Annotated in this window: 20 protein-coding genes and 1 tRNA gene; 10 read left to right on the top strand and 11 right to left on the bottom strand. The window is 68.0% G+C overall.

What is annotated here, in order from left to right; translation table 11 throughout:
* Window positions 1-195: 195 nt before the first annotated feature.
* Window positions 196-1,059, top strand: a complete 864-nt coding sequence (locus tag J7J50_RS19195; protein ID WP_343222549.1) for a TrmH family RNA methyltransferase — start codon at window positions 196-198, stop codon at window positions 1,057-1,059.
* Window positions 1,060-1,075: 16 nt separating this feature from the next.
* On the opposite strand, the gene J7J50_RS19190 is transcribed toward J7J50_RS19195, so the two are convergent.
* From J7J50_RS19190 to J7J50_RS19170, 5 genes are all read right to left on the bottom strand, one after another.
* Window positions 1,076-1,807 carry a RebB family R body protein gene (locus tag J7J50_RS19190; protein ID WP_215056585.1) on the bottom strand — a complete coding sequence of 244 codons (732 nt, stop codon included), beginning with the start codon at window positions 1,805-1,807 and terminating at the stop codon, window positions 1,076-1,078.
* 283 nt (window positions 1,808-2,090) lie between these two features.
* Entirely contained in the window at window positions 2,091-3,512 is a 1,422-nt protein-coding gene (locus tag J7J50_RS19185; protein ID WP_215056586.1) for a M28 family peptidase, read from the bottom strand.
* Between the two features lie 396 nt (window positions 3,513-3,908).
* On the bottom strand, window positions 3,909-4,316 hold the full coding sequence (gene mscL, locus J7J50_RS19180; protein ID WP_215056587.1) for a large-conductance mechanosensitive channel protein MscL: 408 nt from the start codon (window positions 4,314-4,316) through the stop codon (window positions 3,909-3,911).
* 86 nt (window positions 4,317-4,402) lie between these two features.
* Window positions 4,403-5,119: a fumarylacetoacetate hydrolase family protein gene (locus J7J50_RS19175; protein ID WP_215056588.1), complete on the bottom strand. Its 717-nt coding sequence runs from the start codon at window positions 5,117-5,119 to the stop codon at window positions 4,403-4,405.
* A gap of 4 nt (window positions 5,120-5,123) precedes the next feature.
* Window positions 5,124-5,456, bottom strand: coding sequence for a hypothetical protein (locus J7J50_RS19170; protein ID WP_215056589.1), 333 nt, complete (start codon window positions 5,454-5,456; stop codon window positions 5,124-5,126).
* 56 nt (window positions 5,457-5,512) lie between these two features.
* On the opposite strand from J7J50_RS19170, the gene J7J50_RS19165 reads away from it, so the two are divergent.
* The gene (locus J7J50_RS19165; protein ID WP_083512312.1) at window positions 5,513-5,893 is read left to right on the top strand and encodes a Rieske 2Fe-2S domain-containing protein; all 381 of its coding nucleotides are present in this window, start codon (window positions 5,513-5,515) and stop codon (window positions 5,891-5,893) included.
* A gap of 126 nt (window positions 5,894-6,019) precedes the next feature.
* On the opposite strand, the gene J7J50_RS19160 is transcribed toward J7J50_RS19165, so the two are convergent.
* From J7J50_RS19160 to J7J50_RS19150, 3 genes are all read right to left on the bottom strand, one after another.
* The gene (locus tag J7J50_RS19160) at window positions 6,020-7,867 is read right to left on the bottom strand and encodes an SLC13 family permease (RefSeq protein ID WP_215056590.1); all 1,848 of its coding nucleotides are present in this window, start codon (window positions 7,865-7,867) and stop codon (window positions 6,020-6,022) included.
* 136 nt (window positions 7,868-8,003) lie between these two features.
* Window positions 8,004-8,744: a tRNA (guanosine(46)-N7)-methyltransferase TrmB gene (gene trmB / locus J7J50_RS19155; protein ID WP_215056591.1), complete on the bottom strand. Its 741-nt coding sequence runs from the start codon at window positions 8,742-8,744 to the stop codon at window positions 8,004-8,006.
* A 1-nt stretch (window position 8,745) separates the two neighbouring features.
* Window positions 8,746-9,540 carry a thiazole synthase gene (locus J7J50_RS19150; RefSeq protein ID WP_215056592.1) on the bottom strand — a complete coding sequence of 265 codons (795 nt, stop codon included), beginning with the start codon at window positions 9,538-9,540 and terminating at the stop codon, window positions 8,746-8,748.
* A 309-nt stretch (window positions 9,541-9,849) separates the two neighbouring features.
* On the opposite strand from J7J50_RS19150, the gene J7J50_RS19145 reads away from it, so the two are divergent.
* The 3 genes from J7J50_RS19145 (at window position 9,850) to J7J50_RS19135 (ending at window position 15,593) form a co-directional block, all read left to right on the top strand.
* The gene (locus J7J50_RS19145) at window positions 9,850-12,489 is read left to right on the top strand and encodes a TonB-dependent receptor (RefSeq protein ID WP_215056593.1); all 2,640 of its coding nucleotides are present in this window, start codon (window positions 9,850-9,852) and stop codon (window positions 12,487-12,489) included.
* 37 nt (window positions 12,490-12,526) lie between these two features.
* Window positions 12,527-13,744 carry a phosphatidylinositol-specific phospholipase C1-like protein gene (locus J7J50_RS19140; protein ID WP_215056594.1) on the top strand — a complete coding sequence of 406 codons (1,218 nt, stop codon included), beginning with the start codon at window positions 12,527-12,529 and terminating at the stop codon, window positions 13,742-13,744.
* 481 nt (window positions 13,745-14,225) lie between these two features.
* On the top strand, window positions 14,226-15,593 hold the full coding sequence (locus J7J50_RS19135; RefSeq protein WP_343222548.1) for a CehA/McbA family metallohydrolase: 1,368 nt from the start codon (window positions 14,226-14,228) through the stop codon (window positions 15,591-15,593).
* A gap of 428 nt (window positions 15,594-16,021) precedes the next feature.
* Here J7J50_RS19135 and thiS read toward each other — a convergent pair whose 3' ends face one another.
* The gene (thiS, locus tag J7J50_RS19130; protein ID WP_215056596.1) at window positions 16,022-16,222 is read right to left on the bottom strand and encodes a sulfur carrier protein ThiS; all 201 of its coding nucleotides are present in this window, start codon (window positions 16,220-16,222) and stop codon (window positions 16,022-16,024) included.
* Between the two features lie 366 nt (window positions 16,223-16,588).
* Between thiS and J7J50_RS19125 the strand changes: the two genes are divergently transcribed.
* Window positions 16,589-18,409, top strand: a complete 1,821-nt coding sequence (locus J7J50_RS19125) for an autotransporter domain-containing protein (RefSeq protein WP_215056597.1) — start codon at window positions 16,589-16,591, stop codon at window positions 18,407-18,409.
* Between the two features lie 501 nt (window positions 18,410-18,910).
* Window positions 18,911-18,984, top strand: a tRNA-Gly gene (locus J7J50_RS19120).
* A 197-nt stretch (window positions 18,985-19,181) separates the two neighbouring features.
* On the opposite strand, the gene J7J50_RS19115 is transcribed toward J7J50_RS19120, so the two are convergent.
* Together J7J50_RS19115 and J7J50_RS19110 are read right to left on the bottom strand one after the other, a co-directional pair.
* Window positions 19,182-20,066 carry a XamI family restriction endonuclease gene (locus J7J50_RS19115; protein WP_215056598.1) on the bottom strand — a complete coding sequence of 295 codons (885 nt, stop codon included), beginning with the start codon at window positions 20,064-20,066 and terminating at the stop codon, window positions 19,182-19,184.
* A 32-nt stretch (window positions 20,067-20,098) separates the two neighbouring features.
* Window positions 20,099-21,757 carry an N-6 DNA methylase gene (locus tag J7J50_RS19110; protein ID WP_215056599.1) on the bottom strand — a complete coding sequence of 553 codons (1,659 nt, stop codon included), beginning with the start codon at window positions 21,755-21,757 and terminating at the stop codon, window positions 20,099-20,101.
* Between the two features lie 488 nt (window positions 21,758-22,245).
* Between J7J50_RS19110 and J7J50_RS19105 the strand changes: the two genes are divergently transcribed.
* The 3 genes from J7J50_RS19105 (at window position 22,246) to rimK (ending at window position 24,125) form a co-directional block, all read left to right on the top strand.
* A complete protein-coding gene (locus tag J7J50_RS19105; RefSeq protein ID WP_215056600.1) occupies window positions 22,246-22,383 on the top strand; it encodes a hypothetical protein in 138 nt (45 codons plus the stop codon).
* Window positions 22,384-22,707: 324 nt separating this feature from the next.
* A complete protein-coding gene (locus tag J7J50_RS19100) occupies window positions 22,708-23,157 on the top strand; it encodes a RimK/LysX family protein (protein ID WP_215056601.1) in 450 nt (149 codons plus the stop codon).
* Between the two features lie 59 nt (window positions 23,158-23,216).
* Complete coding sequence (rimK, locus tag J7J50_RS19095) at window positions 23,217-24,125, top strand: 30S ribosomal protein S6--L-glutamate ligase (RefSeq protein WP_215056602.1); 909 nt, start codon at window positions 23,217-23,219, stop codon at window positions 24,123-24,125.
* Window positions 24,126-24,696: the final 571 nt, after the last annotated feature.

Here is a 24,696-nt window from a genome sequence, read left to right as displayed (position 1 = left end):
GCGCCGGGTGGGCGCGACGGCCGTCCGGGCGAGCGCGGCGCAGCGCCCGCGGCCGGCGGCCCGTATCGCAACAGCGGGCCTCGCACTCGCGAGGCCACGCCCGCCGCCGCGGACGCGCCACCGCATCACGGCGGTCACGCCCATCCGCACGATCGCTCCGAGCGCCGCGAGCAGCGTCATCGCCACGGCGACGACGTGCGCGATACGCGCGAACGCAGCCATCACGACCGCCCGCCGCGCGCCGAGCGCGCCTATCGCGAACGCGACGACGAATTCGCCTTGCCCCTGGGCGAGGACGGATTCGATTCGCCCTCGCCGTCGCGCGCGCGCCGCGACGCGGAACTGCGCTTGTACGGCATCAACGCCATCCGCGCGGTGTTCGCGCGCCGTCCCGAGGCGATCCGCAAGCTGTACCTGGACGCACCGCGCATTCCGCAGCTGCAACCGCTGCTGTCGTGGTGCGTGGCCAACCGGGTCGGTTATCGCGTGGTCGAGTCGCAGGATCTGGACAAGCTCGCCGCCAGCGGCCATCACGAAGGCGTGGTCGCCGACGTGCTGCGCGAAGAACCGGTGTCGTTGTCGGAATGGCTGCGCGATCTGGGCTCGGGCCCGCAACTGGCGATCTGGCTCGACGGCGTCGGCAATCCGCATAACCTCGGCGCGATCCTGCGTTCGTCGGCGCACTTCGGCGTGGGCGCGGTGCTGTTGCCGAAGGACGCGCAGCTGAGCGTGTCCGGCGCGGCCGCGCGGGTCGCCGAAGGCGGCGCCGAGGCGGTGCCGATGGTGCGCATGGGCCGCACCGACAACGCCCTGGCGCAGTTGCGCGGCGCCGGCTTCGTGCTGGCCGCGACCGTGGTCAGCGGCGGCGAAGACGTATTCGCCGCGACGCTGCCGCAACGGTTGATCTACGTGCTCGGCGCCGAAGGCGCGGGCATGGACCGCGAACTCGCCGCCGCCTGCGATCTGCGTGTGTCGATTCCCGGCAGCGGCAAGGTCGAAAGCCTCAACGTCGCCGCCGCGACCGCGGTGCTGCTGGCGGCCTGGAACGCGCGGCGCTGACGGCCGCGCGCGTTCGTCAAACCAGGTGCTTGATGATCTGCAGCAGTTCGGCGTAATCGCCGGCATGCTCGGGCGATTTCAACATCGCCTCCAGACACACCGCGGTCGCCGCCGCCTGCTGCAACTGCATGCGTTGGCGATGCTGGGCGTCGGACACCTGGCGCAGGCCGGCGACGAAGGCCTCGGTGCAGGCGCGCTGGGCGTAGGCGACTTCGCCGGCTGAGCCGAGCACTTGCTGATTGCTCAGCTTGATCGCCTGTTCGACCTGTTGACTGATGCCGGAATACACCGGGTGGCGGTCGCGTTCGGCTTCGATCTCGGCCCGCAGCCGTTCCACCAGCGTGGCCGGATCGGCGTCGGGCTGGGGTTGCGAATCGTCGGGTTGGGCAGCGGCCCTCGACGCGATCGTCGGCGCTTCGGCCACGTTATTGAGGCCGGCCGCGAGCGCGCGCGGTTCTTCGTTGCCTTGGCTCATGTTCGTCTCCGGGCGTTGCGCGCCGTCGCCGGCGGCGGATGAGTGGGCGTAGAGCCGGGCGACGCCTTCGGCGAGCGAGGCCGTCGCCAGTTGCTGTGCCTGTTGCTGAGCGGCGACGGCGTTCTGGAACAGGATCGAGATGGCGTGGGCCAGCGCCGTGTAGATCGTCGCTACCGCTTGCGCCGGCGCTTCGCCGATGACTTTGACGTTGCGCTGGGTGACTGCGTCGGTGATCTGCGTGTTGATACCGGAAGGGGAGGCGGCCTGATCCATGGGCGGTGTCCTGTGCGAAGGAATGAAAGCGCGGCGGGTTTGCGCCCTGCGTTGCCGATACAACGCAATTCGCCGGCGAAACCGGGCGCCGCGCGCCACCCATCGCGATCTATGCGATGCGGCTCCTGTGGGAGGGCCCTTCAGGCCCGATTCTTGTGGGAGGCCTTCAGGCCCGACGCCCTCCGCTCCAATGCCGCGACCCAACACAAAAGCCAAAAAAAAACCGCCCTTTCCCATGCCCGGAAAAGGGCGGCCCTATCAGCCGCTGTACATCACGCCGCGATCATTCGTCCGGCGGCGTGACCTTCTTGGCTTCGCTGCCGAAATCGCCGTCGGCCGACGCGGCCAGATAGGCGAACACCGCGTACGCGGCGACGTTCTGCGCCAGCGCCTTCGGATCGATCTTGTCGAGCGTGTCGTCGGGCGTGTGGTGGTAGTCGAAGTAGTCCGTGCCGTCCTGCGCCAGCCGCGCCCAGGCCATGCCGCCGGCCGCGGACGGGCCGATGTCCGGGCCCGGGCCGCCCTTGCCCGGCGTGTGCTCGATGCCCAGCGGCGCCAGCGCCTGCGCGATCTGCGCGTCGGCGGCCTTGGCGTAGTCCGGGGCCGAACTCGAATACGCGTAGATGCGGCCCGCGCCGAAATCGCTCTCGGCGCCGATCTGATGCTTCTTGACGTCCGGCAGGTGCTTGGCCGCGTAGGCCTTGCCGCCGTACAGACCCTGTTCTTCATTGGCGAAGGCGACGACGCGGATGGTCCGCGCCGGGCGCAGCTTGCTCTGGCCGATCAGCTTGGCCGCGGCCATGGTCAGGCCCACGCCGGCGCCGTCGTCGATCGCGCCGGTGCCCAGGTCCCACGAATCCAGATGGCCGCCGATCACCACCACTTCGTCCGGCTTGCTCTTGCCGCGGATCTCGCCGATGACGTTGTGCGAACTCGCCTGGCCGTCCCAACCGCAATCCAGCGCCAAGCGCACGCGGATCGGCGCGCCCAGCGCGACCAGGCGCGAGAGTTGCTCGGCATCGGGCGCGGACAAGGCGGCGGACGGGATCGGCGTGAGGCCGTCGTCGAAGCGGGTGATGCCGGTGTGCGGCATGCGGTGCGAGTCGGTACCGGCCGAACGCATCAGATAACCGGCGGCGCCGGCGCGGATCGCCGCCGACGGGCCGCGGCTGCGGATGCGGCCGCCCGGGCCGTAACCGGCGCCGTCTTTGGCGCGCGGCATGGCGAAATCGATGAAGGCGATCTTGCCCGCGAGCGAACCGGCCGGCGCGGCTTCCAGCGCGGCCAGATCCTTGAAGCGCGCGACCTCGCCCTCGACCGTGCCGCCCGGGCTGCCGCCCAGCGCGGTCAGCGTCAACGGCTGCGCGTGCGCGCCGATCACCGCGGCGTGCTCGCTGCGGCGTTCCCATTTCGGGAAGGTCACCGGTTCCAGCCAGACTTTGTCGAAGCCCAGGCTGCGGAATTTCGCTTCCGCCCAGGCCACCGCGCGCGCATCGGCTTCGCTGCCGGCCAGGCGCGGGCCGACTTCGGTGGTCAGCGACTCGACGATCTTGTAGCCCAGGTCGCTGTCGAGCGCGCGTTCGCGCAACTCGGCCGCGGCCTGGATCGATGCGTCGGGTATGCGGGTTTCGCGCGTGGCGGCCGCGGCCGTGATCGAACCGGTGAACAACACGGCAGCCATCGCTGCCCATAACCGTGCGCGCATTCCCCATCTCCTCAAGCGAGCCCGCCGCGCGGGAGGTCGGCGGCGAAAGCGAAGCGGCGAGCTTAGCAACCCGCGCGCGGGCCGCTACCTGAGAAAAGTCACATCGGCCTTGAGTGTTTTTTGTCGCTGACTATCGCGGGGCTTGAGGCGGTGGGCGCGCGGCTTTGCCGTTCCTGTTGTTTCGGAATCTTTTGTGGGAGGGGCTTCAGCCCCGATGCTTTTCTTTCAGTTCGCGGCTATCTGACCGGAAAGCATCGGGGCTGAAGCCCCTCCCACAAAAAGGCCTCCTCCCACAAAAAAAGCCCCTTCCACAAAAGGCCTCCCACAAAAGTCCACCCACAAAAAGCAGAACGGCCGCGCGAGGCGGCCGTTCCGGGATACCGGCAAGCGCCGGGCTTACTTCTTCAGCGAATCGCGAATCTCGCGCAGCAGCAGCACGTCTTCCGGCGTCGCGGCGGGCGCGGCGTCGGCCGGCTTGCGCAGCTTGTTGTAGCCCTTGAGGACGATGAAGATCACGAAGGCGATGAGGACGAAATCGATCGCGGTCTGCAGGAACATGCCGTACTTGACCGCGACTTCGGCCGCGACTTCCTTGCCCGCCGCGTCCAGCTGCGAAGGCTTGAGCACGTACTTCCAGTCGGTGACGCTGACGCCGCCGGACAGGTAACCGATCACCGGCATGACGATGCCATCGACCATCGCGGTGACGATCTTGCCGAACGCCGCGCCGATGACCACGCCCACGGCCAGATCGACCACGTTGCCGCGCGCAATGAACTCTTTGAACTCGCTGATCATGCCCATCGCATGCTCTCCCTGGTTATCGACGACCGGTACCGGACCGGGCTTGGGCGCGGTTGCAAAGCGCCGGGGCCGGACTATACCGAGGCCTAAGTGATGTGTCCGTGCAGTTCGGCCACGCCTTCGAGCACGGCGCGGTAGCGGTCGCCGGGCTGCAGGGGACCGACCCCGGAGGGCGTGCCCATGTAGACCAGGTCGCCGGCGCGCAGCGCGTACAGGCGCGAGAGTTCGTGCAGGATTTCGGGCACGTTCCAGACCAGATCGTCGAGCGAGCCGCGCTGGCGCACTTCGCCGTTGACCTCGAGGCTGAGCGCGCGCGAATCCAGCGGGCCGACGTCGGCGGCCGGCACGATCGCGCTGATCGGCGCGGCGTGATCGAACGCCTTGCCGGTGTCCCAGGGCAGGCCCTTGGCCTTGGCCTGCGCCTGCAGGTCGCGGCGGGTCAGGTCCAGGCCGACGGCGTAGCCGTAGATCAGCGCGGAGGCGGCCTCGACCGGCAGCTCGCCGGCTGGCGCGTCGCGGCCGATGGCGACGACGAGTTCGACCTCATGATGCAGTTCGGTCGTCCCCGGTGGATAGGGAATCGCTTCGCCCAGCTCTATCGCATCGGTTGGTTTGAGGAAGAACACCGGCCGCCCACGGTCGGCGTTCGAGGTAGGCACCGCCGCGCCCATCTCGCGCGCGTGCTCGGCGAAGTTGCGGCCGACGCAATAGACGCGATGCACGGGGAACGTGGCGTCCGCGGCGATGCCTTGGCCGCGAACCGGAATGCGGGTGGCCGGCGCGGCCTCGATCACGTCGCCCATGCGGTCAGCGCGCCGAGGTCGAGCGGTGTTCGATCGTCGTCGCATCGACGACGTTGAACTCGCCTTCGACCACGTCGGGGCGATGCTTGGCGCGCGCGGCCATCGGCTTGCCGCGGCGCTGCCACAGCTTGTACGCCAGGCCGACAGCGATCATCGCCGCGCCGATGACGACGCTGAAGAACACCAGCAACACCAGCAGTCCCAGCCCGACCAGGCCGAGCACGAAACGCAGGAGGCGGTGGCGCGGCTTGCGCGGCTCGAAAGCGTTGCGCACGCGCGACTGGAACGCATTCCATTGCGGTCGGTGATCGGCAAATCGGAAGGTCTGAGCAAACATTTCAGGTGTCGTGAGACAATAGGGCCTGAGCCGGACACATGAGTATCGTTCCAGGCATGAGCGAGGGTGTGAGAACTTCGTTAAATCATCCGGGCGGCGGCGAAGCGGGCGGTCATGCCTTGATCGAGCTGCAACGCCTGGCCGACGGCGCCTTCGCCGAGGTCGAAGCGACCATCGACGGCGACGCCGAATCGCTGTTGCTTTACCGCGACGGCGACGCCGTGCGCGCCTGGCTCAACATCTGCCCGCACGCCGGACGCCGATTAGATTGGGCCCCGGGCCAGTTTCTCAAGAGCAAGGACGGGCTGCTGGTGTGCGCGGCGCACGGCGCCAGTTTCGAGCTGAGCGGCGGCGAATGCGTCGCCGGGCCGTGCCGCGGCGAATCGCTGCGCGCGATCGCGGTGAGTGTGCGCGATGGGGCGGTTTGGCTGGGGTGACGCGATCGGGCGGGGTGGGGCGGGTGCGTGCTGGCTTTGCGCATCTGACTTACTTGATGGGGTGAGCAAAGCGCGGACGGAATTGCTATTTCTGCGGGAGGCGTCGCGGGTGTTTCTTCTGCGACATTACTTGCCCCAAAACAGAATGTTGACCATCAACACCGTCACCACCGTATAGATCAACGACAACGGCCCGCCGATCCTCCACAGCTCCTTGCCGCTGTAGCCGGCGGGCCCGGTGATCATCGAGATCACCGGGTTCGACGCGGTCATGAAATTGTTCGACGCCGACAAGGCCACGATCAGCGCGAACGCGGTCGGATTGCCGCCGGCCGCCAGCGCCAGATTGACCGCCAGCGGCACCACCACGATGGTCGCGCCGACGTGGCTGATCACCAGGGAAAACGCCGTGGTCAGCAGCCCCACGAATATTTCCAGCAGCCACACCGGCGTCCCGCGCGGCAGCCGCTCGATGGTGTGGCCGGCGATCCACGCCGCCGCGCCGCTGGAATCCATCGCCCAGCCCAGCGGAATCAGGCAGGCCATCAGGAACACGGTCTTCCAGTTGATCGCCGAATAGGCTTCGTCGATGTTGATCACCCCGGCGATCAGCATGCCGGCGACGCCGGTCATCAGCGCGATCGACACCGGCAGGCGCGAGGACAGCGCCAGCAGCATCGCCACGGCGAAGATGGTCAGCGCGATCTTGAGCTTGTGCGGGCGCTGCTCGCCCTTGGGATAGTCGGTGACCACGACCAGGTCCTTGCTCGCCGCGGCGCTGGCCAGATCGGTCCAGATGCTGTGGAACACCAGCATGTCGCCGGCGCGCATCGGAACGCTGCGCACGTTCTCGCGCAGCACGCTCTTGTCGCGGTTGATCGCCAGCAGGCTCAGGCCCGATTGCTTGCGCAGGTGCAGGTCGCCGGCGGTCTTGCCGATGTAGCCCGAGGTCGCCGGCACCACCGCTTCGGAAATGCCGGCGCGGCTGGGATTGAACAGGTCGGCGAAATTGCGCAGCCGCGAGGACAGGCGCAGGAAATGGTTCTGGGCGAAGTCCGACACCTGCTGCTTCGGCCCCATCGCGCCGAGCACGCTGCCGACCCAGATGCGGGTGTCGGCCGGCGGCGCCAGGCGCGAGTCGTTGTCGCTCTTGAGCGCCAACAGCAGCGGTGCGCCGCGCAGCGTTTCGGCCTCGCCCAGCGACATGCCGACCAGCGGGCTGTCGGCGGTCACGGTCAACTCGTACACGTCGCCGTCGATGCCGTAGGCCTTGGCGAAATAGCTCTGCGTGCGCGCCGGCGTGGCGCCCTTGTCGGAGTCGTCCTTGAGCAGCTTGTCGCCGAAGAAATGGAAATACGCCAGCGACGCGGCGAGCAGGGCCACGCCGATCGGCAGCGGCGCGAACATCTTCAACGGCTCGATGGTCGCCGCGCCCGAGGGCAGATTGCTGTTGGCGTTGAGCAGCAAGTCGTTGAGCAGGATCAGCGGCGAGTTGCCGACCATGGTCAGCGCGCCGCCCATGACGATGGCCGCGGCGATCGGCAGCAGCAGGCGCGGCAGCGACAGGCCGGTGCGCGAGGACAGGCGCGCGGCGACCGGCATGTACAGCGCCATCACCGACGGGTTCTGCATGAAGGAGGAATTGAGCCCGGCCACCGCGGTGGTCAGCAGCAGCAATCGTTGCTCGATGCCGTGCGCGCGCCGCAGCAGCCAGGCGGCCAGGCGGTTGAGCGCGCCGGTGCGGTCCAGGCCGGCGCCGAGGATCATCGTCGCGATGATGCTGATGACCGCGTTGCCGGAGAAGCCGTTGAACAGTTCGTCGGGTTCGACCAGGCCCGACAGGCCGAGCAGCACCAGCACCACCAGGGCGACGACGTCGGCGCGGATGCGCTCGAACAGGAACATCGCCATCGTGAACACCACCAGCCCGAGAACGAGCTTCATGTCGGTGGTCAGCGCGAGGGCGGTGTCCATTTACGGTCGGTAATCGGGAATGGGGAATCGGGAATCGGAACGGCAAGAGCAGGGCGCCGCGTCGCTACCGGGTTCGGCGCCGACAAGTTGTCGCGAATGTTCGGTAGCTAGCATCCGATTCCCGACTCCCGATTCCCTATTCCCGGTTCTTGTCGTACAGCAAATCCCACACGCCGTGGCCGAGCTTCTGGCCGCGGGTCTCGAAATGGGTCTGTGGGCGCCAATCTGGACGCGGCACGCTGCCGCGCGGACCGGCGCGGTTGGCGAGCCCCCCGGTTGCGTCCAGGACGTCCCACATCTGTTCGGCATAGTCCTGCCAATCGGTGGCCAGGTGCAAGCGACCGTTTCGCGCGAGCTTGCGCACCAGCAGATCGGCGAACGCGGGCTGGACCAGGCGGCGCTTGTTATGGCGCTTCTTGTGCCACGGGTCGGGGAAGTAGATCCGGACCTCGTCCAGCGAACCGTCGGCGACTTCGTTGTTGAGCACCTCCACCGCGTCGTGGTGGTACAGCCGCACGTGGTCGCTGCCGTCCTCGGCCAGCGCGTTGAGCAGGCGGCCGACGCCGGGGGCGTGGACTTCGATGCCGATCAGGTCGCGGTCTTTGTCGTGCTGGGCGGCGAAGCGCAAGGCCTCGCCGTTGCCGAAGCCGATTTCGAGCACGCGCTTGGCGTCGCGGCCGAAGACCGCGTCGTAATCGCGCGCGCTGCCTTGGTAGTCGATGCCGAAGCGCGGCCACAGTTCGTCGAACGCGCGTTGCTGGGCCGGGGTGAAGCGGCCCTGGCGCAGCACGAAGCTGCGCACCTGGCGGCGGCCTTCCTCGACGGTGAACGGCTTGGGCGGGGCCTTGGCGCCGTCGCTGGCGAACGGATCGGTCATGTCAGCCGATCAACCCGTCCACGGGCGAGGACGCGCTGGCGTAGCGCTTGCGCGGAATGCGCCCGGCCTTGAACGCGGCGCGGCCGGCTTCGATCGCCAGCTTCATCGCGTGCGCCATCAGGATCGGATCGTGCGCGCCGGCGATGGCGGTGTTCATCAGCACGCCGTCGCAGCCCAGCTCCATCGCGATCGCCGCGTCCGAGGCGGTGCCGACGCCGGCATCGACCAGGATCGGCACCTTGGCGTTTTCGATGATTTCCAGCAGGTTGTACTTGTTCTGCACGCCCAGGCCCGAGCCGATCGGCGCGGCCAGCGGCATCACCGCGACGCAGCCGATTTCTTCCAGGCGCTTGGCCAGGATCGGGTCGTCGGAGGTGTAGACCATCACGTCGAAGCCGTCCTTGACCAGGATTTCGGCCGCGGCCAGGGTCTGGACCACGTCGGGGAACAGGGTGCGCTGGTCGCCCAGCACTTCCAGCTTGACCAGCTTGTGGCCGTCGAGCAGCTCGCGCGCCAGGCGGCAGGTGCGCACCGCGTCGTCGGCGGTGTAGCAGCCGGCGGTGTTGGGCAGGAGGGTGTAGCGGTCCGGCGGCAGCACGTCGAGCAGGTTGGGCTCGCCCGGGTTCTGGCCGATGTTGGTGCGGCGGATCGCCACGGTGACGATTTGCGCCCCGGCGGCCTCGGTGGCCAGGCGGGTTTCGGCCAAGTCCTTGAACTTGCCGGTGCCGGTCAACAGGCGGGAGCGATAGGTCGTGCCGGCGATGACCAGCGGGTCGGAAAAGGCGGTATCAGTCATCGCGCAATTATGGCCGATCGGTACTGAACATGTCGGGCCGCGCGGGTGCCGTTCGCGGCGATTCGGGGCGCGGGCGGCGATCGGGCGGGCGGGCGGCCGCCGGCCGGCGGATTCACGACGCCGCAGCCGTTCGAACCGCGACCCGGGCGTGGAAGCAAGCAGGGCCCGTTGCATCCAGATCGCGATTCTTCGGCCGCTGTCACGAATCTTTAAGCGGCAACGTTCAGGATTCGAATCGGCTGCCGGGCGCCATGCACGGCTTCGGACGGAACCGACGGCAGCGCCCCTTTCCTTCCGAATGCCGACGCCATGCCCTCTTCCTACCGCCCGCTCAGCCAGGCGATCCGTATCGCCCTGGCCGCCAGCCTGCTCGCCGCCGCCCAGGCCCACGCCCAGGACGCCACGCCCGCCGCCGCCGCCGCCCAGACCGGGCAGAACGCTTCTGCCGCTCCCGTCGCCGCTGGCGACCCCTCCGCAGCGTCCGCGATGGCGTCTGAAGCCGCGACAGCAGGCCGTGCGGTTGATCTCGACAAAGTCGTCGTAACCGGTCGCTCCGGTACCCGCCAGCGCAGCAAGGCCGAGACCAGCTACTCGATCACCGCCATCGACGAAGACCGTCTGCGCATGCAGGCGCCGACCTCGGTCACCGAGGCCCTGAAGTCGGTGCCCGGCTTCTGGGTCGAGGCCACCGGCGGCGAGGCCAGCGGCAACATCCGCGCGCGCGGCATCCCGGTGGACGGGTTCGGTTCGGTGACCCTGCTCGAAGACGGCATCCCGGTGCAGCACGATCCGGCGCTGGGTTTTCTCAACGGCGACCAGGCCTTCCGCCTGGACGAAACCATCGAACGCATCGAAGTGGTGCGCGGCGGCCCGGCCTCGGTGTTCTATTCCAACGCGCCGGCCGGCGCGATCAACTTCATCCCGCGCGTGGTCGGCGACAGCGCCGAGGGCGCGGCCAAGATCACCTGGGGCGATTACGGCCTGGCCCGCTACGACCTGTTCTTCGGCACGCCGATCGGCGGCGGCTGGAAGCTGGGCCTGGGCGGCTTCTATCGCAGCGACGACGGCATCCGCAATCCGGGCTATCCAGCCAACGACGGCGGCCAGTACCGGATCAATCTGTCGCGCGCGTTCGAGCACGGCAACCTGAGCTTCGACTACAAGCGCGTGGACGATCGCGTCGCCCTGTACCTGGGCGTACCGATGCGCACCTACGCCGACGGCAAGATCCGCGGCGTGCCCGGCTTCGACGACAACCACGGCACCCTGGCCGGCCCGGAAACCCGGCGCGTGCCGATGATTCAGGGCGACGGCGGCCTGTACGACTTCGACAACGCGCTCGGTACGCAAGTGAAGCGCGACCAGTACAGCGTCAAGTTCGATTACGAATTCGGCGGCGGCTTCAAACTCGCCCAGGCGCTGCGTTACAGCAAGACGAAAACCCAGCGCAACGGCGTGTTCCCGCTGACCTTGCAAAGCGGCGACAAGTTCTTCGCCGATGCCGCTGTGAAGAAGTTGATCGCCTCCGTGCCCGGCGCGGTCGGCGGGCAATTGCGTTACGTCGATGCGCCCGATCAGGTGTTCGGGCCGAACCAGAACGGCAACGGCCTGATGACCATCGGCGGCCTGCGCGGGGTGACCATGCCGGTCAGCGAGCTGATCAGCGACACGCGCCTGATGCGCCGTTTCGATTTCGGCGGGCAGAGCCACGACATCACCGTCGGCTATTACTTCGCCCGTTTCGATCAGGACTTCGACCGCTATTCGTCCAACGTGCTGACCGATGTGCGCGACAACGCGCGCCTGTTGAATCTGGTCGCGGTGAACGCCGCCGGACAGCCGTTGAAAACGCTGGCCGACAACGGTGTGTATCGCTACGGTTATGAGTGGGAAAACGCCAGCGGCCGTTCCACCACGCAGGCGGTGTACGTCTCCGACGAATGGCAGGTGACCGACAAGCTGCGCATCGACGCCGGCGCGCGCTGGGAGCAGGTGCACACGCAAGGTTGGACCGAGATCCGCAAGCAGGTGAATCTGGGCACGCCGGCGACCTCGGCGATCCTGACCGGCTCGGGCGTGTTCGTCGATTACGACGAGAAGTTCGACAAGATCGGCTGGACCGTCGGCGCCAACTGGCAGTTCGATCCGCATCAGGGCGTGTTCGCGCGCTGGACCCCGGCGTTCCGCCTGCCGAGCCTGTCGAGCTACATCACCAAGTTCTCGAATTGCGACGTGGCCAAGCTGCAGGCCTGCCTGAACGATCCGAACGCGCGCCCGATCACCCAGACCATGGACCTGGGCGAAGTCGGCTACAAGTTCAGCAACGAAAGCTTCGACCTGTTCGCGACGCTGTTCTACACCAAGTACGACAACGTCGGCTTCAGCAACTACGTGTTCAACCTGGGCAACGGCGCGTCGACCGTGCAGCAGGGCTTCGCCGACACCAAGACCACCGGCCTGGAGCTGGAAGGCTATTGGACGCCGACGCGCTGGTTCGACCTGCAACTCACCGCGACGGTGCAGGACCCCAAATACAAGGGCCTGCGCTACACCGAGCTGGTCAACGGCGCGCCGGTGCTGCGCGATTTCGTCGATAACCAGTTGATCCGGGTGCCGAAGAACAGTTTCCGCGTGGTGCCGGGCCTGAATCTGCTCGACGACCGCCTGCGCCTGCAGGTCGCCTACGAGTACCAGGGCGAGCGCTTCGTGGACACCGCCAACTCGGTGAAGCTGCCGTCGTATCACGTCATCAACGCCAGCGCGCGCTACGAGTTCGTGCCGGGGCTGACCCTGTTCCTGTACGCCGACAACCTGACCAACTCGCGCGGCCTGACCGAAGGCAATCCGCGCGCCGGCGAGCTGCAGAGCGCCGACGCCGGCAGCAACACCTTCATCGCCCGGCCCTTGCTCGGCCGCGCCTTCCGCGCCGCGCTGATGTACCGGTTCTGAGCGCGTATCGTTGCCTGCTTTGCTGCGGAGTCCGGGTATGAAACGTGCGGGTTTGCCGAGGGTGTTGTCCACGACCGTGTTGGCCTGCGGCCTGATCGCCGCCGGCGCGGCCGCTGCGCAGACCGCCGATACGGCGTGCAAGCTCGATGCGCCCGACGCCGCGCAGTCCGGCCCGGACTGCGCGGCGGCGTGGATGGATCGCAATCTGCATCTCAACGATGTGCAGGCGATCGGCACGCACAACAGTTACAAGATGGCGATCCCGGCCGAGGAACTGGCCGCGCACCGCGCCCGCGACGCCGCCGGCGCGGATTCGCTCGACTACGCGCACGAGCCGCTGCATCAGCAACTCGAACTCGGCGCGCGGGTGCTGGAACTGGACGTGTACTACGACCCGAAGGGCGGCCGTTACGCGCATCCGCCCGGCGCCTCGCGCCGCGGCTACGGCGAGGCGGGACCGTGGCCGGCGCCGGTGGCGGCGCAGATGGCGCAGCCCGGGTTCAAGGTCATGCATCTGGCCGACATCGACTTCCGCAGCCAGTGCATGGTCTTCGTCCAGTGCCTGCAGCAGATCCGCGCGTGGTCGCAGAACCATCGCGAGCATGCGCCGATCCTGATCCTGATCAACGCCAAGGACGGCAAGAGCGGCCCGGGCGCGGCCGCGCCGCTGGCGTTCGACGGCAAGGCCTTCGACGCGCTCGACGCCGAGATCCGTTCGGTGTTCGCGGCCGGCGAGTTGATCGTGCCGGACACGGTGCGCGGGCAGGCGAAGACCTTGCGCGAGGCGGTGATCGCCGGCGGTTGGCCGAGCCTAGGTGAGGCCCGCGGCAAGATGGTGTTCGCGCTCGACGAAGACGCGCGCAAGGTCGGCCTGTACCGCGGCGCGCGGCGTTCGCTGGAAGGCCGGGCGATGTTCGTCAACGGCGACGAGAACGCGGCCGATGCGGCGTACCTGACCCTCAACGACCCGATCGCGCAGGGCGAGCGCATCGCCCGCGCGGTCGAGGCCGGGTTCCTGGTGCGCACGCGCGCCGACGCCGACACGGTCGAAGCGCGGCACAACGATTCGCGCCGGCGCGAAGCGGCGTTCGCCAGCGGCGCGCAGTACATCTCCACCGATTACCTCAAGCCGGACCTGCGCTTCAGCCGCTATCGGGTGACGTTCCCGCGCAGCGAAGTGGTGCGGTGCAATCCGCTGCGGGCGATGGACCGGTGCGGGCAGCGGGCGATCGAGGCGGCGGAGAAGCACGATTGAGCGGTGCTTGCTGTCGAAGGCATTACCGACACCCCCAGACCGTCATCCCCGCGAAGGCGGGGAGCCAGGGCTTTAGCGAGGTAACTACATGAAGTCCGACGCCTTTGCCTTTGCCCGTCATTCCCGCGAATGCGGTAGTCCAGCGACTTCAAGCGTTCTCGCACGAAAGGCACTGGATTCCCGCATTCGCGGGAATGACGAGCAAAAGCGGGACAAGCAAAGGCAGTGGCGGGAGCCGAAGCCGAAGCGAGAACAAGAGCGGATCGCCGCGCGCGCCAAAGTCCTCGCCCTTCGCCTGATTTGCACCTGCGCCACGCTGGCGGCGCTCGCATCGCCCTTCGCGACGCATGCAAACGGCAACACCACCCGCACATCCACTGCAACGCCGATCAACGCGGCAAGCACCACCGCGCCCGACCTGACGCTTGAAGGCCACATCACCGGCCGCGACAACAAAACCTACCGCGAACTTCCGTTCCAGGTGCCCGAAGGCATCGCCCGCATCACCGTGGAGTTCGACTACGACCGCGCCGACAAAACCACCATCGACCTCGGCCTGATCGGCCCCGGGCCGTTCCTCGGCCGCGACGGGTTTCGCGGCTGGAGCGGCGGCAACAAGCGCGTGTTCACCGTCAGCGCCGCCGATGTCACGCCTTCGTACTCGGCCGGCGCGGTGCCGGCGGGCGAGTGGAAGGTGTTGCTGGGCATTCCGAACATCCGCGCCGACACCCAGGCGAGCTATCGCGCGCGCATCCGCTTCACCCGCGCCGACCGGCCCGATGCGATTCCCGCCGTGCTCGCGCCGCCGCCGTTGCGCGCCGGCCCGGGCTGGTATCGCGGCGATCTGCACATGCACAGCGGCCACAGCGACGGCAGCTGCGTCTCGCAAGCCGGAGTGAAAGTGCCGTGTCCACTGTTCCTGACCGCGCAGGCGGCCAGCGCCGCCGGCCTCGACTTCATCGCCGTCACCGAGCACAACACCGTCTCGCATCTGGCCGACTTGCGTCAGCTGCAGCCGTATTTCGATCGTCTGCTGCTGATTCCGGGAATCGAGATCACCACTTTTCAGGGCCACGCCAACGTGTTCGGCACCTACGCGCCGGTGGATTTCCGCGTCGGCAGCGCCGCGGTGCCGGACTGGAATTCGCTGCTGAGCACGCTGCAACAGCGCGGCGCGCCGGTATCGATCAACCATCCGATCCGTCCTTCCGACGAGCGCTGCATGGGCTGCGGTTGGACGCCGACGCCGGCCGCCGACCTGTCGCGCGTGCAGATGGTCGAAGCGGTCAACGGCGGCGACGCCGACACGCCGGGCTCGGGCATCGCGTTCTGGCAGCGCGAACTCAACGCCGGCCATCGCCTGACCGGTGTCGGCGGCAGCGACAATCACGATGCGCCGACCCAGGCCGAAGAACCCTTCGGCGCCAGCCGCATCGGCCGCCCGACCACGGTGGTGCGGGCGCGCGAGTTGTCGATGGCGGCGATCCTCGACGGGTTGCGCGCGGGCGAGGTGTTCGTCGATGCGCGCGGGACCAAGGATCGCGCCTTGAGCCTGAGCGCCGCGCATGGCGCGCGCGAGGTGGCGATGGGCGGCGATCTGGCGCTGAAGTCCGGCGAGGAGGCGCGGCTGCGGTTGCGGGTGAGTGGCGTGGCCGGCGGCAAGGTCGAGGTGATCGTCGATGGCGTGGCGGCGGCGCTGATCGCTCAGCCGGCGATCGGATCGGCCGAGCAGAGCTTCGATTTCCGCTGGCGCAGCGACGGCGCGCGGCATTGGTTGCGGGTGGATGTGCGCGATGCGCAGGGGCGTCTGGCGTTGGTCGGCAATCCGGTTTATTTCAACTGGCGCTGAGGCGTTGCTTGTCAGAGCCGCAGCTTCAGCTTTTGTGGGAGGGAGCTTTAGCCCCGATGCTTTTGGTACAAATCGCCGCGACCTGAGCGAAAAGCATCGGGGCTAAAGCTCCCTCCTACAAAAGATTTCGGGGCTGAAGTCTCTCTGAGAGAAAGACTTCGAGGCAGAAGCTTTCTCCCACACAAAAGCATCGGGGCTAAAGCTCCCTCCCACAAAAGACTTCGGGGCTGAAGTCTCTCAGAGTAAGACTTCGGGGCAGAAACTTTCTCCCACACAAAAGCATCGGGGCTGAAGCCCCTCCTACAAAAGATTTCGGGGCTGAAGTCTCTCTGAGAGAAAGACTTCGGGGCAGAAACTTTCTCCCACACAAAAGCATCGGGGCTGAAGCCCCTCCTACAAAAGACTTCGGGCATTCGGCGGCGAAAGCCTTAGCCGCCGCCCAGCGCGTGAACGATCTCCACCTTGTCGCCTTCGGCCAGCGCCGTGTCCGCGTGGCGGCCTCGCGGCACGATCTCGCCGTTGATCTCGACCGCGACGCGGCGTTCGCGCAGGCCTTCGGCGTGCAGCAGGTCGATCACAGTGGTCGGCGCCGCGAGCGAGCGCGGTTCGCCATTGAGCAGGATATTCATGCGGCCATTGTCGCTCGCGGGCCGCCATGCGGCCAGCGCTCGCGAGCCGACCCGGACACAGCCGCCCATCCCGCGCCCACACCCCGAGACCTGTGACGTCTGGCCCCGGCGGCCCCGTCCCGGGACAGCGATAATCGCGTGGTCGCGGTCCGCCGCGGCCGCCCCCGGAACCGGCGCGAAAGCCGGTGCGAGGCCCGCGCGACGCCACCGCTTTGCCGCGCTGCGCCTTGCCTTGCTCGCCGGGCGCGTGTTTCGATTCGGCCATCCGCCGGCGTATGTCGATGGAAGGCGCTCTTTTCGGCGGTCGCTGGCTCCGGTTCCGGAGCCGTCGGCCCGCCGCCACCGTTAGTTCAATCAGGGAAGTTCATGATGAAACCCGTTCGTACCGCGCTGGCCGCCGCTCTCGTGCTGGCCGCCGCTCCGGCCTTCGCCGCCGGCGATCCCTATTCGCAGACCGTCTTCATCGGCGACAGCCTCACCGACTCGGGCCACTTCCGCCCGGCGCTGATCCAGGCGGTCGGCCCGAACGGCGCGCTGATCGGCCGCTTCACCACTAACCCGGGCCTGGTCTGGTCGGAATGGCTGGCCGACTACTACGGCACCAACGCCACCAGCGACAACCAGGGCGGCACCAACTACGCCGTCGGCGGCGCCCGCACCGGCACCAACACCAGCGGCGCGCTCGGCACGATTCCGTCGCTGGCCACGCAGACCGCCAACTACCTCGCCGCCAACGGCGGCCGTGCCGATCCCAACGCGCTGTACACCGTGTGGGGCGGCGCCAACGACCTGTTCGCGGTCGCCGCCGGCGCGCCGGCGCAGTCCACCATCACCAACGCGGTCACCGCGCAGATCGGCGTGATCGGCGCGCTGCGCAACGCCGGCGCCGAATACATCCTGGTGCCGACGGTTCCCGATCTGGGCGTGACCCCGCAGTTCCGCGCCGGCGGCCCGGCCCAGCAGGCGGCCGGCACGCAGCTGGCGTCGACGTACAACACCGCGCTGTACGGCGGCATCGCGTCGGCCGGCCTGCGCGTGATCCCGCTGGACACGTTCAACCTGCTGCGCGAAATCACCAGCAACCCGAATCCCTACGGCATCGGCAACGTCACCGGCACGGCCTGCAACCCGCAGATCACCGGTTCGTCGCTGACCTGCAGCCCGACCAACACCGTGCCGGGCGGCGCCGACACCTATGCCTTCGCCGACGGCGTGCATCCTTCGAGCAAGTCGCACCGCATCCTCGCCGACTACGCCTTGTCGGTGCTGGAAGGCCCGCGCTTCATCGCCGTGCTGCCGAACTCGGCTTCGACCGTTGGCCGCGCGCGCGCCGACCAGGTCGCCAACCACGTCGGCGAGCGTTCCGACGGCGAGGGCATGCGCTGGTGGGGCAACGTGCGCGGCGACTTCCAGCGTTACGGCCACGGCGACCTGTACGACGGCGCCGGCCCGGCGCTGACCGGCGGCGTGGACTGGACCCGCGGCAATCTGGTGTTCGGCGCCTTCCTCGGCTACGGCCAGCAGAAGCAGGACTTCGGTCTGCGCAACGGCGAGTTCGAACAGAAGGACACCAGCATCGGCGGCTTCATCGGCTGGTACGGCCAGCACGCCTGGGTCAACGGCCAGCTGAGCTACACCAAGCTGGACTTCGACATCGACCGCAACGCCAACCTGGGCGCGGTGACCCGCGTGCATCACGGCTCGGCCGACGGCAAGAACGTCACCGCCGCGTTGAACGCCGGTTGGGAATTCGGCGAAACCCTGCGTCACGGCCCGGTGATCGGCATTTTGTCGCAGCGCATCGACGTGGACGGCTTCGCCGAAAGCGAACCGACGCTGTCGACCTCGCTGGCCTATCCGGACCAGAGCTTCGATTCGCTGATCGGCAGCATCGGCTGGCAGGTCAACTACGCCTACAGCGAAGGCTTCCGTCCGTATGCGCGCCTGACCATCGACCGCGAGTTCGAAGACGCGCCGAAGAACGCCTACGCGCGCCTGCAGACCGTGCCGGGCCTGGGCTACTACGCGGTCAAGGGTCGCGAGTTCGACCAGGACTACGGCACCTTGCTGCTGGGCGCGCGCACCAAGCTGTTCGGCCTCGACGCCAACCTGGGCGCCAGCGTCACCGTCGGCCAGGGCGCGGGCAACAACACCACGGTGTTCGCGCAGATCGGCAGCGGCTTCTGAGCCGTCGCGGCCATGGCGTTTCGCCGCGGCCGCGAGGTTTAGCGCTGGGATGAAACGAAAGACGCGGCGAGCGATCGCCGCGTCTTTTTTGTGGGGCACCTTCACTTCGGGCCCGATGTGACGGCCTTGTGGAAGGCCTTCAGGCCCGGTGCTGCAGGTTTTTGTGGGAGGGCCTTCAGGCCCGATGCTTTTCGTTCCGATCACTGCGACCTGAAAGAAGAGCATCGGGCCTGAAGGCCCTCCCACAAAAGTGTCGAGCCTACGCAACCTGCTCCGGATCCAATCCGCCCCGGCTAGCGATGCACCTTCGTGCCGGCGCTGACGCCGCGCGGTCGATCGCAGGCGTGCTTGTGCGCGCGGGCAAGCCTTCAGCGGGCCGGGCAGCGTGCGGATCGATGGCGGCGCCGTGGTCGCCGACCGACCGGCCGGCGTTGCCGCCATGACGCGCCGGCGCACGCCGCGTTGCCAAGCCGGTACCCGGGCGCATAGACTTTCGGCGACGCGGGTGTAGTTCAATGGTAGAACTGCAGCTTCCCAAGCTGCTAGCGTGGGTTCGATTCCCATCACCCGCTCCAATTTTCGACAGGGACAAGGCTGAACACCTTGTCCCTTTTGCTTTTCCGGGCCGCGGGTGCGCCCTGGGGCGCGTCGATCCCAATGCGGATCGCACCTGTTCATCGCGCGGGACGTTCGGTGCCGGCGGGCATGGGCCGCCAGCTTCGCCGCCGCTCTCTCGCAAGCGCAGCCGCGGAATAGCCAATGATCCCAAGCGCTACTTGGTCGCGTTAACGAACCCACCCAGATCATCAAGCCGATGCGCCCAGAACAGCGCAAGGCTCTGCTGGTTCTGCGCATGGGCGAGGTGCCGGGTCTTGAACACGCCCGACAGCATGGCCGCGGGTACGACCTGCGATACGCCGAAGGCTTTGATCCAGTGCGCGGCCTTGGCGGCGGCATCGTTGTTCAGGCGCTTGACGCTGTTCAAGGCGCTGTTGGAAACCTTGCACTCGATCAGAAGCAGGCGGCCGTCGTGCAGGGACACCACGATGTCGGCCTTGCGGCCGTCCACTTCCGATTCGCCGCAGAACGATCCGGGCGCAGGCGTGTCGCGCATGGTATCGATCTTTCGCGGCGGTTCTTCGCGCAGTCCGAGTACGTCGCGAAGGTAGGCCTTCACCGCGCGCTCTTGGTCGTCTTTGTCGGCGTTGCGGCGGATGGTGGCGACGCGCTGGTAAGTCAGCAGCGACGCGGTGGCGACGATCGCGGCTTTCCATTCGGCCGGGCTGGGGCGTCGGGCGGTAATCACCCATTGAAACCGGAACGGGTCGAGCGTCTGCTGGATCGTCCGCAGAACGCTGCGCGCCTGCGAGGGTCTGCGCAGCGCGGCGCCGCTCAGCGTGGAGTCGGCGAGCACCTTCAAGTCGTCGGCGGAAATCGGCGGCGCGGCGAGGTAGCGCAGGGCGTCGCCGAGCTGCATGCGGTAAAGCCGGGCGATTTGCCGGGAGTGGATGCGCCTGGGCGCGCGCAGGTCGAGTTCGCGGAAGACCGCGCGCACTTCGCGCCGGCTTGCGCGAAACGTCGCTTTCCACAGCGCCAGCGGTTCGCCCAGCCGCGCCCATCGGAAGGCCGCGACCGCGGCCTCGACGTCTTGCGCCATTTCGGACGCCGTCCACTTCCGCGGCGTTGCCGTCATGCGCCCAGGGCGTCCAGGTTCGGAACCAGCACTCGCTCCAATTCTTTCGGCTCGAATTTCGTCAGGCCGCCGGCATAGGTGCGGCCGTCTTCGGTGATGACGTTGTGGCGCAGCCAGCTCGCGAGCGCGTCGAGTTTCGCCGCCGGCATGTCCTGGCGCGGGTAAAGCCCGTGGGCGATATTGATATGGCGCGCATCGCACAGGTTTCGCACGAAGGCCGGCGCGCGCCGCGCCATGTAGGTGGACAGGATCGGGGCGGGCTGTTTCAGGCCGACCGACCACCAGGCCTTGCGATGGCGGGCGATGTAGGACTGGTCCGCGCCTTGCTGCCGCGCCCAGGTCAGGAAGCGCTTGACGGCTTTTCTGGCCTCGGCGTCGAGCACGTCCAGGTCGGCCGGAAGATCCACCACGCAACGCAGCGGCTGCGCGTTATCCAGTCGCGCGCCGGCGGACAGCAGATCGCGGGCGCGGGTGATGGTCGGGATCAGCACGCTGCCGGGCAGACGGCGGGCATGCTCGCCCGCGATCCAGACATCGTTGCTGCCGGTCACCTGGCCGCGATGCACGCGGCACAGCTCGCCCAGTTCGACATAGCCTTCCGGAACGACCCGCGCCGGCTTGAACAACGGCGACCAGCGCGCCGCCTTGCGCACGCTGTCCCACGGCACGACCTCGCCCTTGCTCAGGCCGTTGAGCGTCTCCATCGACTCGACCGCGCGCACGCGCAAGCCTTGCGAGGGGTGGCCGATCTTGAAACAGGTGATGGCGCCGGTGGTCGCGGTGTTCTCGAACGGCATGGCGCGCGCGTCCAGTACGTGGACGGCGACGCCGCCGAGTTGATCCGCCAGCAACCGGCGCAGCGTGGCGCCGTAGTTCACGTCCAGCCATTCGGCCGAGGTGATGAAAGCACCGACGTCGTCCGGCTGCGCGAGCTGCAACACGCGCAGGAAGAAATGGATGTGCAGCCCCGCCAGTTTGCTCGCGCGCAGCCCGTAGGAATGCGCCGATTCGGCAAACCAGTGTTTCCACGCCTCGCCGATTTCATGATGGCGAACGTAGGGAGGATTGCCGATGAACAGCGTGCGCCCGTCGATCCGCTCCAGCGCGGCCTGGCGGAAGTCGTCCACCACGATGGTCGCGCGCTCGATGCATCCGTGCACGGTGAGGTTGGCCCGCAGCATCAGCGCGGCGACCGGGTCGAGTTCGACGCCGATCAGCCGGGCTCGCGGAAACCGCAGCGCGGCGGCCTTCAGGTAGCGGCCCGAGCCCGCGCCCGGATCGATCACGCGCTCGGGCGCGCCTTGCTCGGCGCACCAGCTCAGCATCGACTCGACGATGGGCGCCGGGGTGTAGACCGCGCCCAGGCGACGGCGGACTTCGGACGAGCGCAGGCGCAGGAAGACCCCGCCCAGCGGATCGGAGCCTTGCCCGATCAGGCTGCGCGCGCGCTCGACCATGCTGCGGTCCGCCATCGGCGCGATGCCCTTGGCGGCGGCGCGCTCGGCGGCCGACAACGACGCGCCGCGCCCAGCCAGCGCCAGGCACAGGGCGATGAGTTCGCGTTCGTTCTGGATCAGCCGAGGCTCCTGCGGATGCCCCCTGCGCGCGGCTGGGGCACGGCGGACATCGGCAGGTTTCTTTTTCAGACCTGTCATGGCCATTCCCGTGCGATGGCCCGGCAGCGAAGATGCTGCCCGGGCCGACCTCGTATTTTTACCATGGGCGTCTCATGCAGTGATACGGGCGCGCTTGCCGCGCGGTAACGCTTCGGCGGTCGCGGTGGGTTCGAGCCGATGCGCGACGGTGATCGTTACTTCGGTTTTTCGGCGGCTCGGGTTGGCTCGCGACTCGTTGCCAGATGCCACTGCAACGAGGATGGATCGGGTCTTTCCGTTATGCCTTCGTTAGTCATCGGCCATCGCGCGCAATCGCGCTTGAACACGAGCCAAGCGCTAACCTGGCCGATGCCGCGAGAGGGCGGGATTTGTGCGCACACTCGCCGCGCCAACATTCAGTAAGGACAGGCGGGATGAGGCAAGGAATCCGTTCCCGGAGCGCGACCTCGCGCCCGGAACCGAGCGCCGTATGACGATCCAACCTCCTTGCGCGCGATCGCGCCGAACGCGGCGCCGCCGCGGTCTTCGTGCTGGCGTTGCACGCAGGCCTGTTCTGGTTCGGCGAAAACCTGCTTGCGCCGCTGCCGCGCATGGCCGCTGCCGGTGAAGACACGCTGCTGGTGCTGTTGCCGCCGCCGCGCATGCAGACCGTGGCTCGATTCTGAACCCTTAACGCGCGGCATGCCCGCGGTTTCGCGGTGTAAAAAAATCATTGTTCCGCGCCGGATACGCACAGCGCCGGCGGACGCATCGACGCTCGCGCCGCCCGCGAGTTAGACTGCGCGCCCGGTTCCGCAGCGGACCGTCGCGCATCGCTTCGCAGCCTCCGGCCGGGTCGATCCGCGCCCGCTGCGATCCGATACGTACGGCGGCCGCGAGGTCGCCGTTTTTTGTCGCCACGGCGACGGCCTGGAATGAACCGCGCCCGCGCGGCGCGGTCCAAGCCGCGTCGAAGCCACGCCCACCGCAATCGCCACATCGGAGGTGCGATGTCATCCAAGATCGTCCTGGGTTGGCGCGAGCTGGCGGTGTTGCCGTCGCTGGGCATCGCCGGCATCCGCGCCAAGATCGACACCGGCGCGCGCAGCTCGGCGTTGCATGTGGACGCGCATTGGCGTTATGTCGAAGCCGGCGAGCCCTGGGTCGGATTCCGCCTCAGTCCCGGCGCGGTCGGCGCGGGCGAGGTCGAAGCCGCCGCCGCGGTGTTCGACGAACGCGAGGTCACCGACTCCGGCGGCCATCGCACCCGCCGCGTGTTCATCCGTACCGTGCTGAGTCTGGCCGGCGCCGAACGCGAAATTGAAATAAACCTGTCGGATCGTCGCGGCATGCGTTTCCCGATGTTGCTGGGCCGCACCGCGGTGGCGCAGGTGTTCACGATCGATCCGGCACGCTCGTTCCTGCATGGACGCGCGCGGCGCCGGGCACCCCGCAGCTGAGCCGGCGCGCGACCGCGATCGCGCGACGCCATCTTCCTCACTTCCAGCCGACCTTTCCTATGAAGCTCGCGATCCTGTCGCGCAACACCAAGCTCTACTCGACGCGCCGGCTGGTGGAGGCCGCCCGCGAACACGGCCACAGCGTGCGCGTGCTCGATCCGCTGCGCTGCTACATGCGCATCGCCTCCGACGGTTTCCAGATGCACTACAAGGGCCGCGAGATCGCCGGTTATCACGCGGTGATTCCGCGCATCGGCGCCTCGGTGACGCGTTACGGCTCGGCCGTGCTGCGTCAGTTCGAGCTGATGGAGACCTACACGCCGAACACCTCCGACGCGATCCTGCGCGCGCGCGACAAGCTGCGCAGCCATCAGCTGCTGGCGGCCGAACGCATCGGCCTGCCGGCGACGGTGTTCGGCGACAACCCCGACGACACCGCCGACCTGCTGTCGATGCTCGGCCCGCCGCCGCACGTGATCAAGCTCAACGAAGGCACCCAGGGCGCCGGGGTGATGCTCACCGAGAAGCTGTCCGCGTCCAAGGGCGTGATCGAAGCCCTGCGCGGGCTGTACGCGAATTTCCTCGTGCAGGAGTTCGTCGCCGAGGCCAAGGGCGCGGACCTGCGCTGCTTCGTGGTCGGCGGCAATGTGGTCGCGGCGATGAAGCGGCAGGCGCCCAAGGGCGACTTCCGCTCCAACCTGCACCGCGGCGGCACCGCCAAGGGCGTGCGCGCCAGCGCCGCCGAGCAGGAGGTCGCGATCCGCGCCGCCCAGGTCCTGGGCCTGGGCGTGGCCGGCGTGGACCTGATCCGCTCGGCCCGCGGCCCCCTGGTCCTGGAAGTGAACGCCTCGCCCGGCCTGGAGGGCATCGAGGAGGCCAGCGGGGTGGACGTGGCCGGGGAAATCATCCAGTACGTGGCCGGCCGTTTGAAGGCCAAACCGGCGCGTCGCACGGCCGCGAGACGCTGAACGGGGCCCCGGCCCGGGGCCGGACTTGCCCGATTTCCGGCAAATGGCAAGCCGGGCAGGTCATCTGCCGGCGACCCGCCGAACGGCAGGTTCCCGGCGCGGAAGGGCTGGGCCGGCCCGATCGCAATTTCAAGTTGCTATTAACTTTTATTTAACATCATTTTTAACGACGGTTTAATCGAAATCCGCGTAGCGTTACCCGTACCGAAGCTCTGCCGATCTTCCAAGTCACGCTCCTCGTCAGAACGTTACGGATAGGGATCTGGTCGTACGCAGGTTACGGTAATCGGGGCAATACCCTTTTGGCCCAGGCGCGGTGGCCCCGCGTCTGGGCCTTTGTTTTGCCCGCTTTTCAGGCTCCGGCGAGGCCGCCGGCGCCGGACCTGGCTGAGGCGCGCCCCACCGGCGCGAGCGGGCCGTGACTTCCGGCCCATTCGCCGCGGCGCGCTTTGGCCGATCCCTGTCTCACGCTTCCACTTCCCGTTCATTTTACAAACGCTCTGGCAGAATCCTCTGCTTGCCGCCGCTGCGCATTCGCGCAACGGCACCAATGGAACCCGGGCGCTCGATC

Origin of the sequence: Lysobacter sp. ISL-50, from assembly GCF_018612875.1 — a bacterium.
Taxonomy (GTDB): Bacteria; Pseudomonadota; Gammaproteobacteria; order Xanthomonadales; family Xanthomonadaceae; genus Lysobacter.
This window is presented reverse-complemented; position numbering and strand designations above follow the sequence as displayed.

Bases quoted from the DNA above. Each gene is read 5' to 3' on its own strand.
- J7J50_RS19110 (WP_215056599.1), bottom strand. From the start codon at position 21,757: ATGACAGGTCTGAAAAAGAAACCTGCCGATGTCCGCCGTGCCCCAGCC.
- J7J50_RS19100 (WP_215056601.1), top strand. From the start codon at position 22,708: ATGTCATCCAAGATCGTCCTGGGTTGGCGCGAGCTGGCGGTGTTGCCG.
- trmB (WP_215056591.1), bottom strand. From the start codon at position 8,744: ATGACCGATCCGTTCGCCAGCGACGGCGCCAAGGCCCCGCCCAAGCCG.
- thiS (WP_215056596.1), bottom strand. From the start codon at position 16,222: ATGAATATCCTGCTCAATGGCGAACCGCGCTCGCTCGCGGCGCCGACC.
- rimK (WP_215056602.1), top strand. From the start codon at position 23,217: ATGAAGCTCGCGATCCTGTCGCGCAACACCAAGCTCTACTCGACGCGC.
- J7J50_RS19145 (WP_215056593.1), top strand. From the start codon at position 9,850: ATGCCCTCTTCCTACCGCCCGCTCAGCCAGGCGATCCGTATCGCCCTG.
- J7J50_RS19115 (WP_215056598.1), bottom strand. From the start codon at position 20,066: ATGGCGCAAGACGTCGAGGCCGCGGTCGCGGCCTTCCGATGGGCGCGG.
- mscL (WP_215056587.1), bottom strand. From the start codon at position 4,316: ATGGGCATGATCAGCGAGTTCAAAGAGTTCATTGCGCGCGGCAACGTG.
- J7J50_RS19190 (WP_215056585.1), bottom strand. From the start codon at position 1,807: ATGGATCAGGCCGCCTCCCCTTCCGGTATCAACACGCAGATCACCGAC.
- J7J50_RS19150 (WP_215056592.1), bottom strand. From the start codon at position 9,540: ATGACTGATACCGCCTTTTCCGACCCGCTGGTCATCGCCGGCACGACC.
- J7J50_RS19170 (WP_215056589.1), bottom strand. From the start codon at position 5,456: ATGTTTGCTCAGACCTTCCGATTTGCCGATCACCGACCGCAATGGAAT.
- J7J50_RS19185 (WP_215056586.1), bottom strand. From the start codon at position 3,512: ATGCGCGCACGGTTATGGGCAGCGATGGCTGCCGTGTTGTTCACCGGT.
- J7J50_RS19175 (WP_215056588.1), bottom strand. From the start codon at position 5,119: ATGGGCGACGTGATCGAGGCCGCGCCGGCCACCCGCATTCCGGTTCGC.
- J7J50_RS19125 (WP_215056597.1), top strand. From the start codon at position 16,589: ATGATGAAACCCGTTCGTACCGCGCTGGCCGCCGCTCTCGTGCTGGCC.
- J7J50_RS19140 (WP_215056594.1), top strand. From the start codon at position 12,527: ATGAAACGTGCGGGTTTGCCGAGGGTGTTGTCCACGACCGTGTTGGCC.
- J7J50_RS19160 (WP_215056590.1), bottom strand. From the start codon at position 7,867: ATGGACACCGCCCTCGCGCTGACCACCGACATGAAGCTCGTTCTCGGG.
- J7J50_RS19165 (WP_083512312.1), top strand. From the start codon at position 5,513: ATGAGCGAGGGTGTGAGAACTTCGTTAAATCATCCGGGCGGCGGCGAA.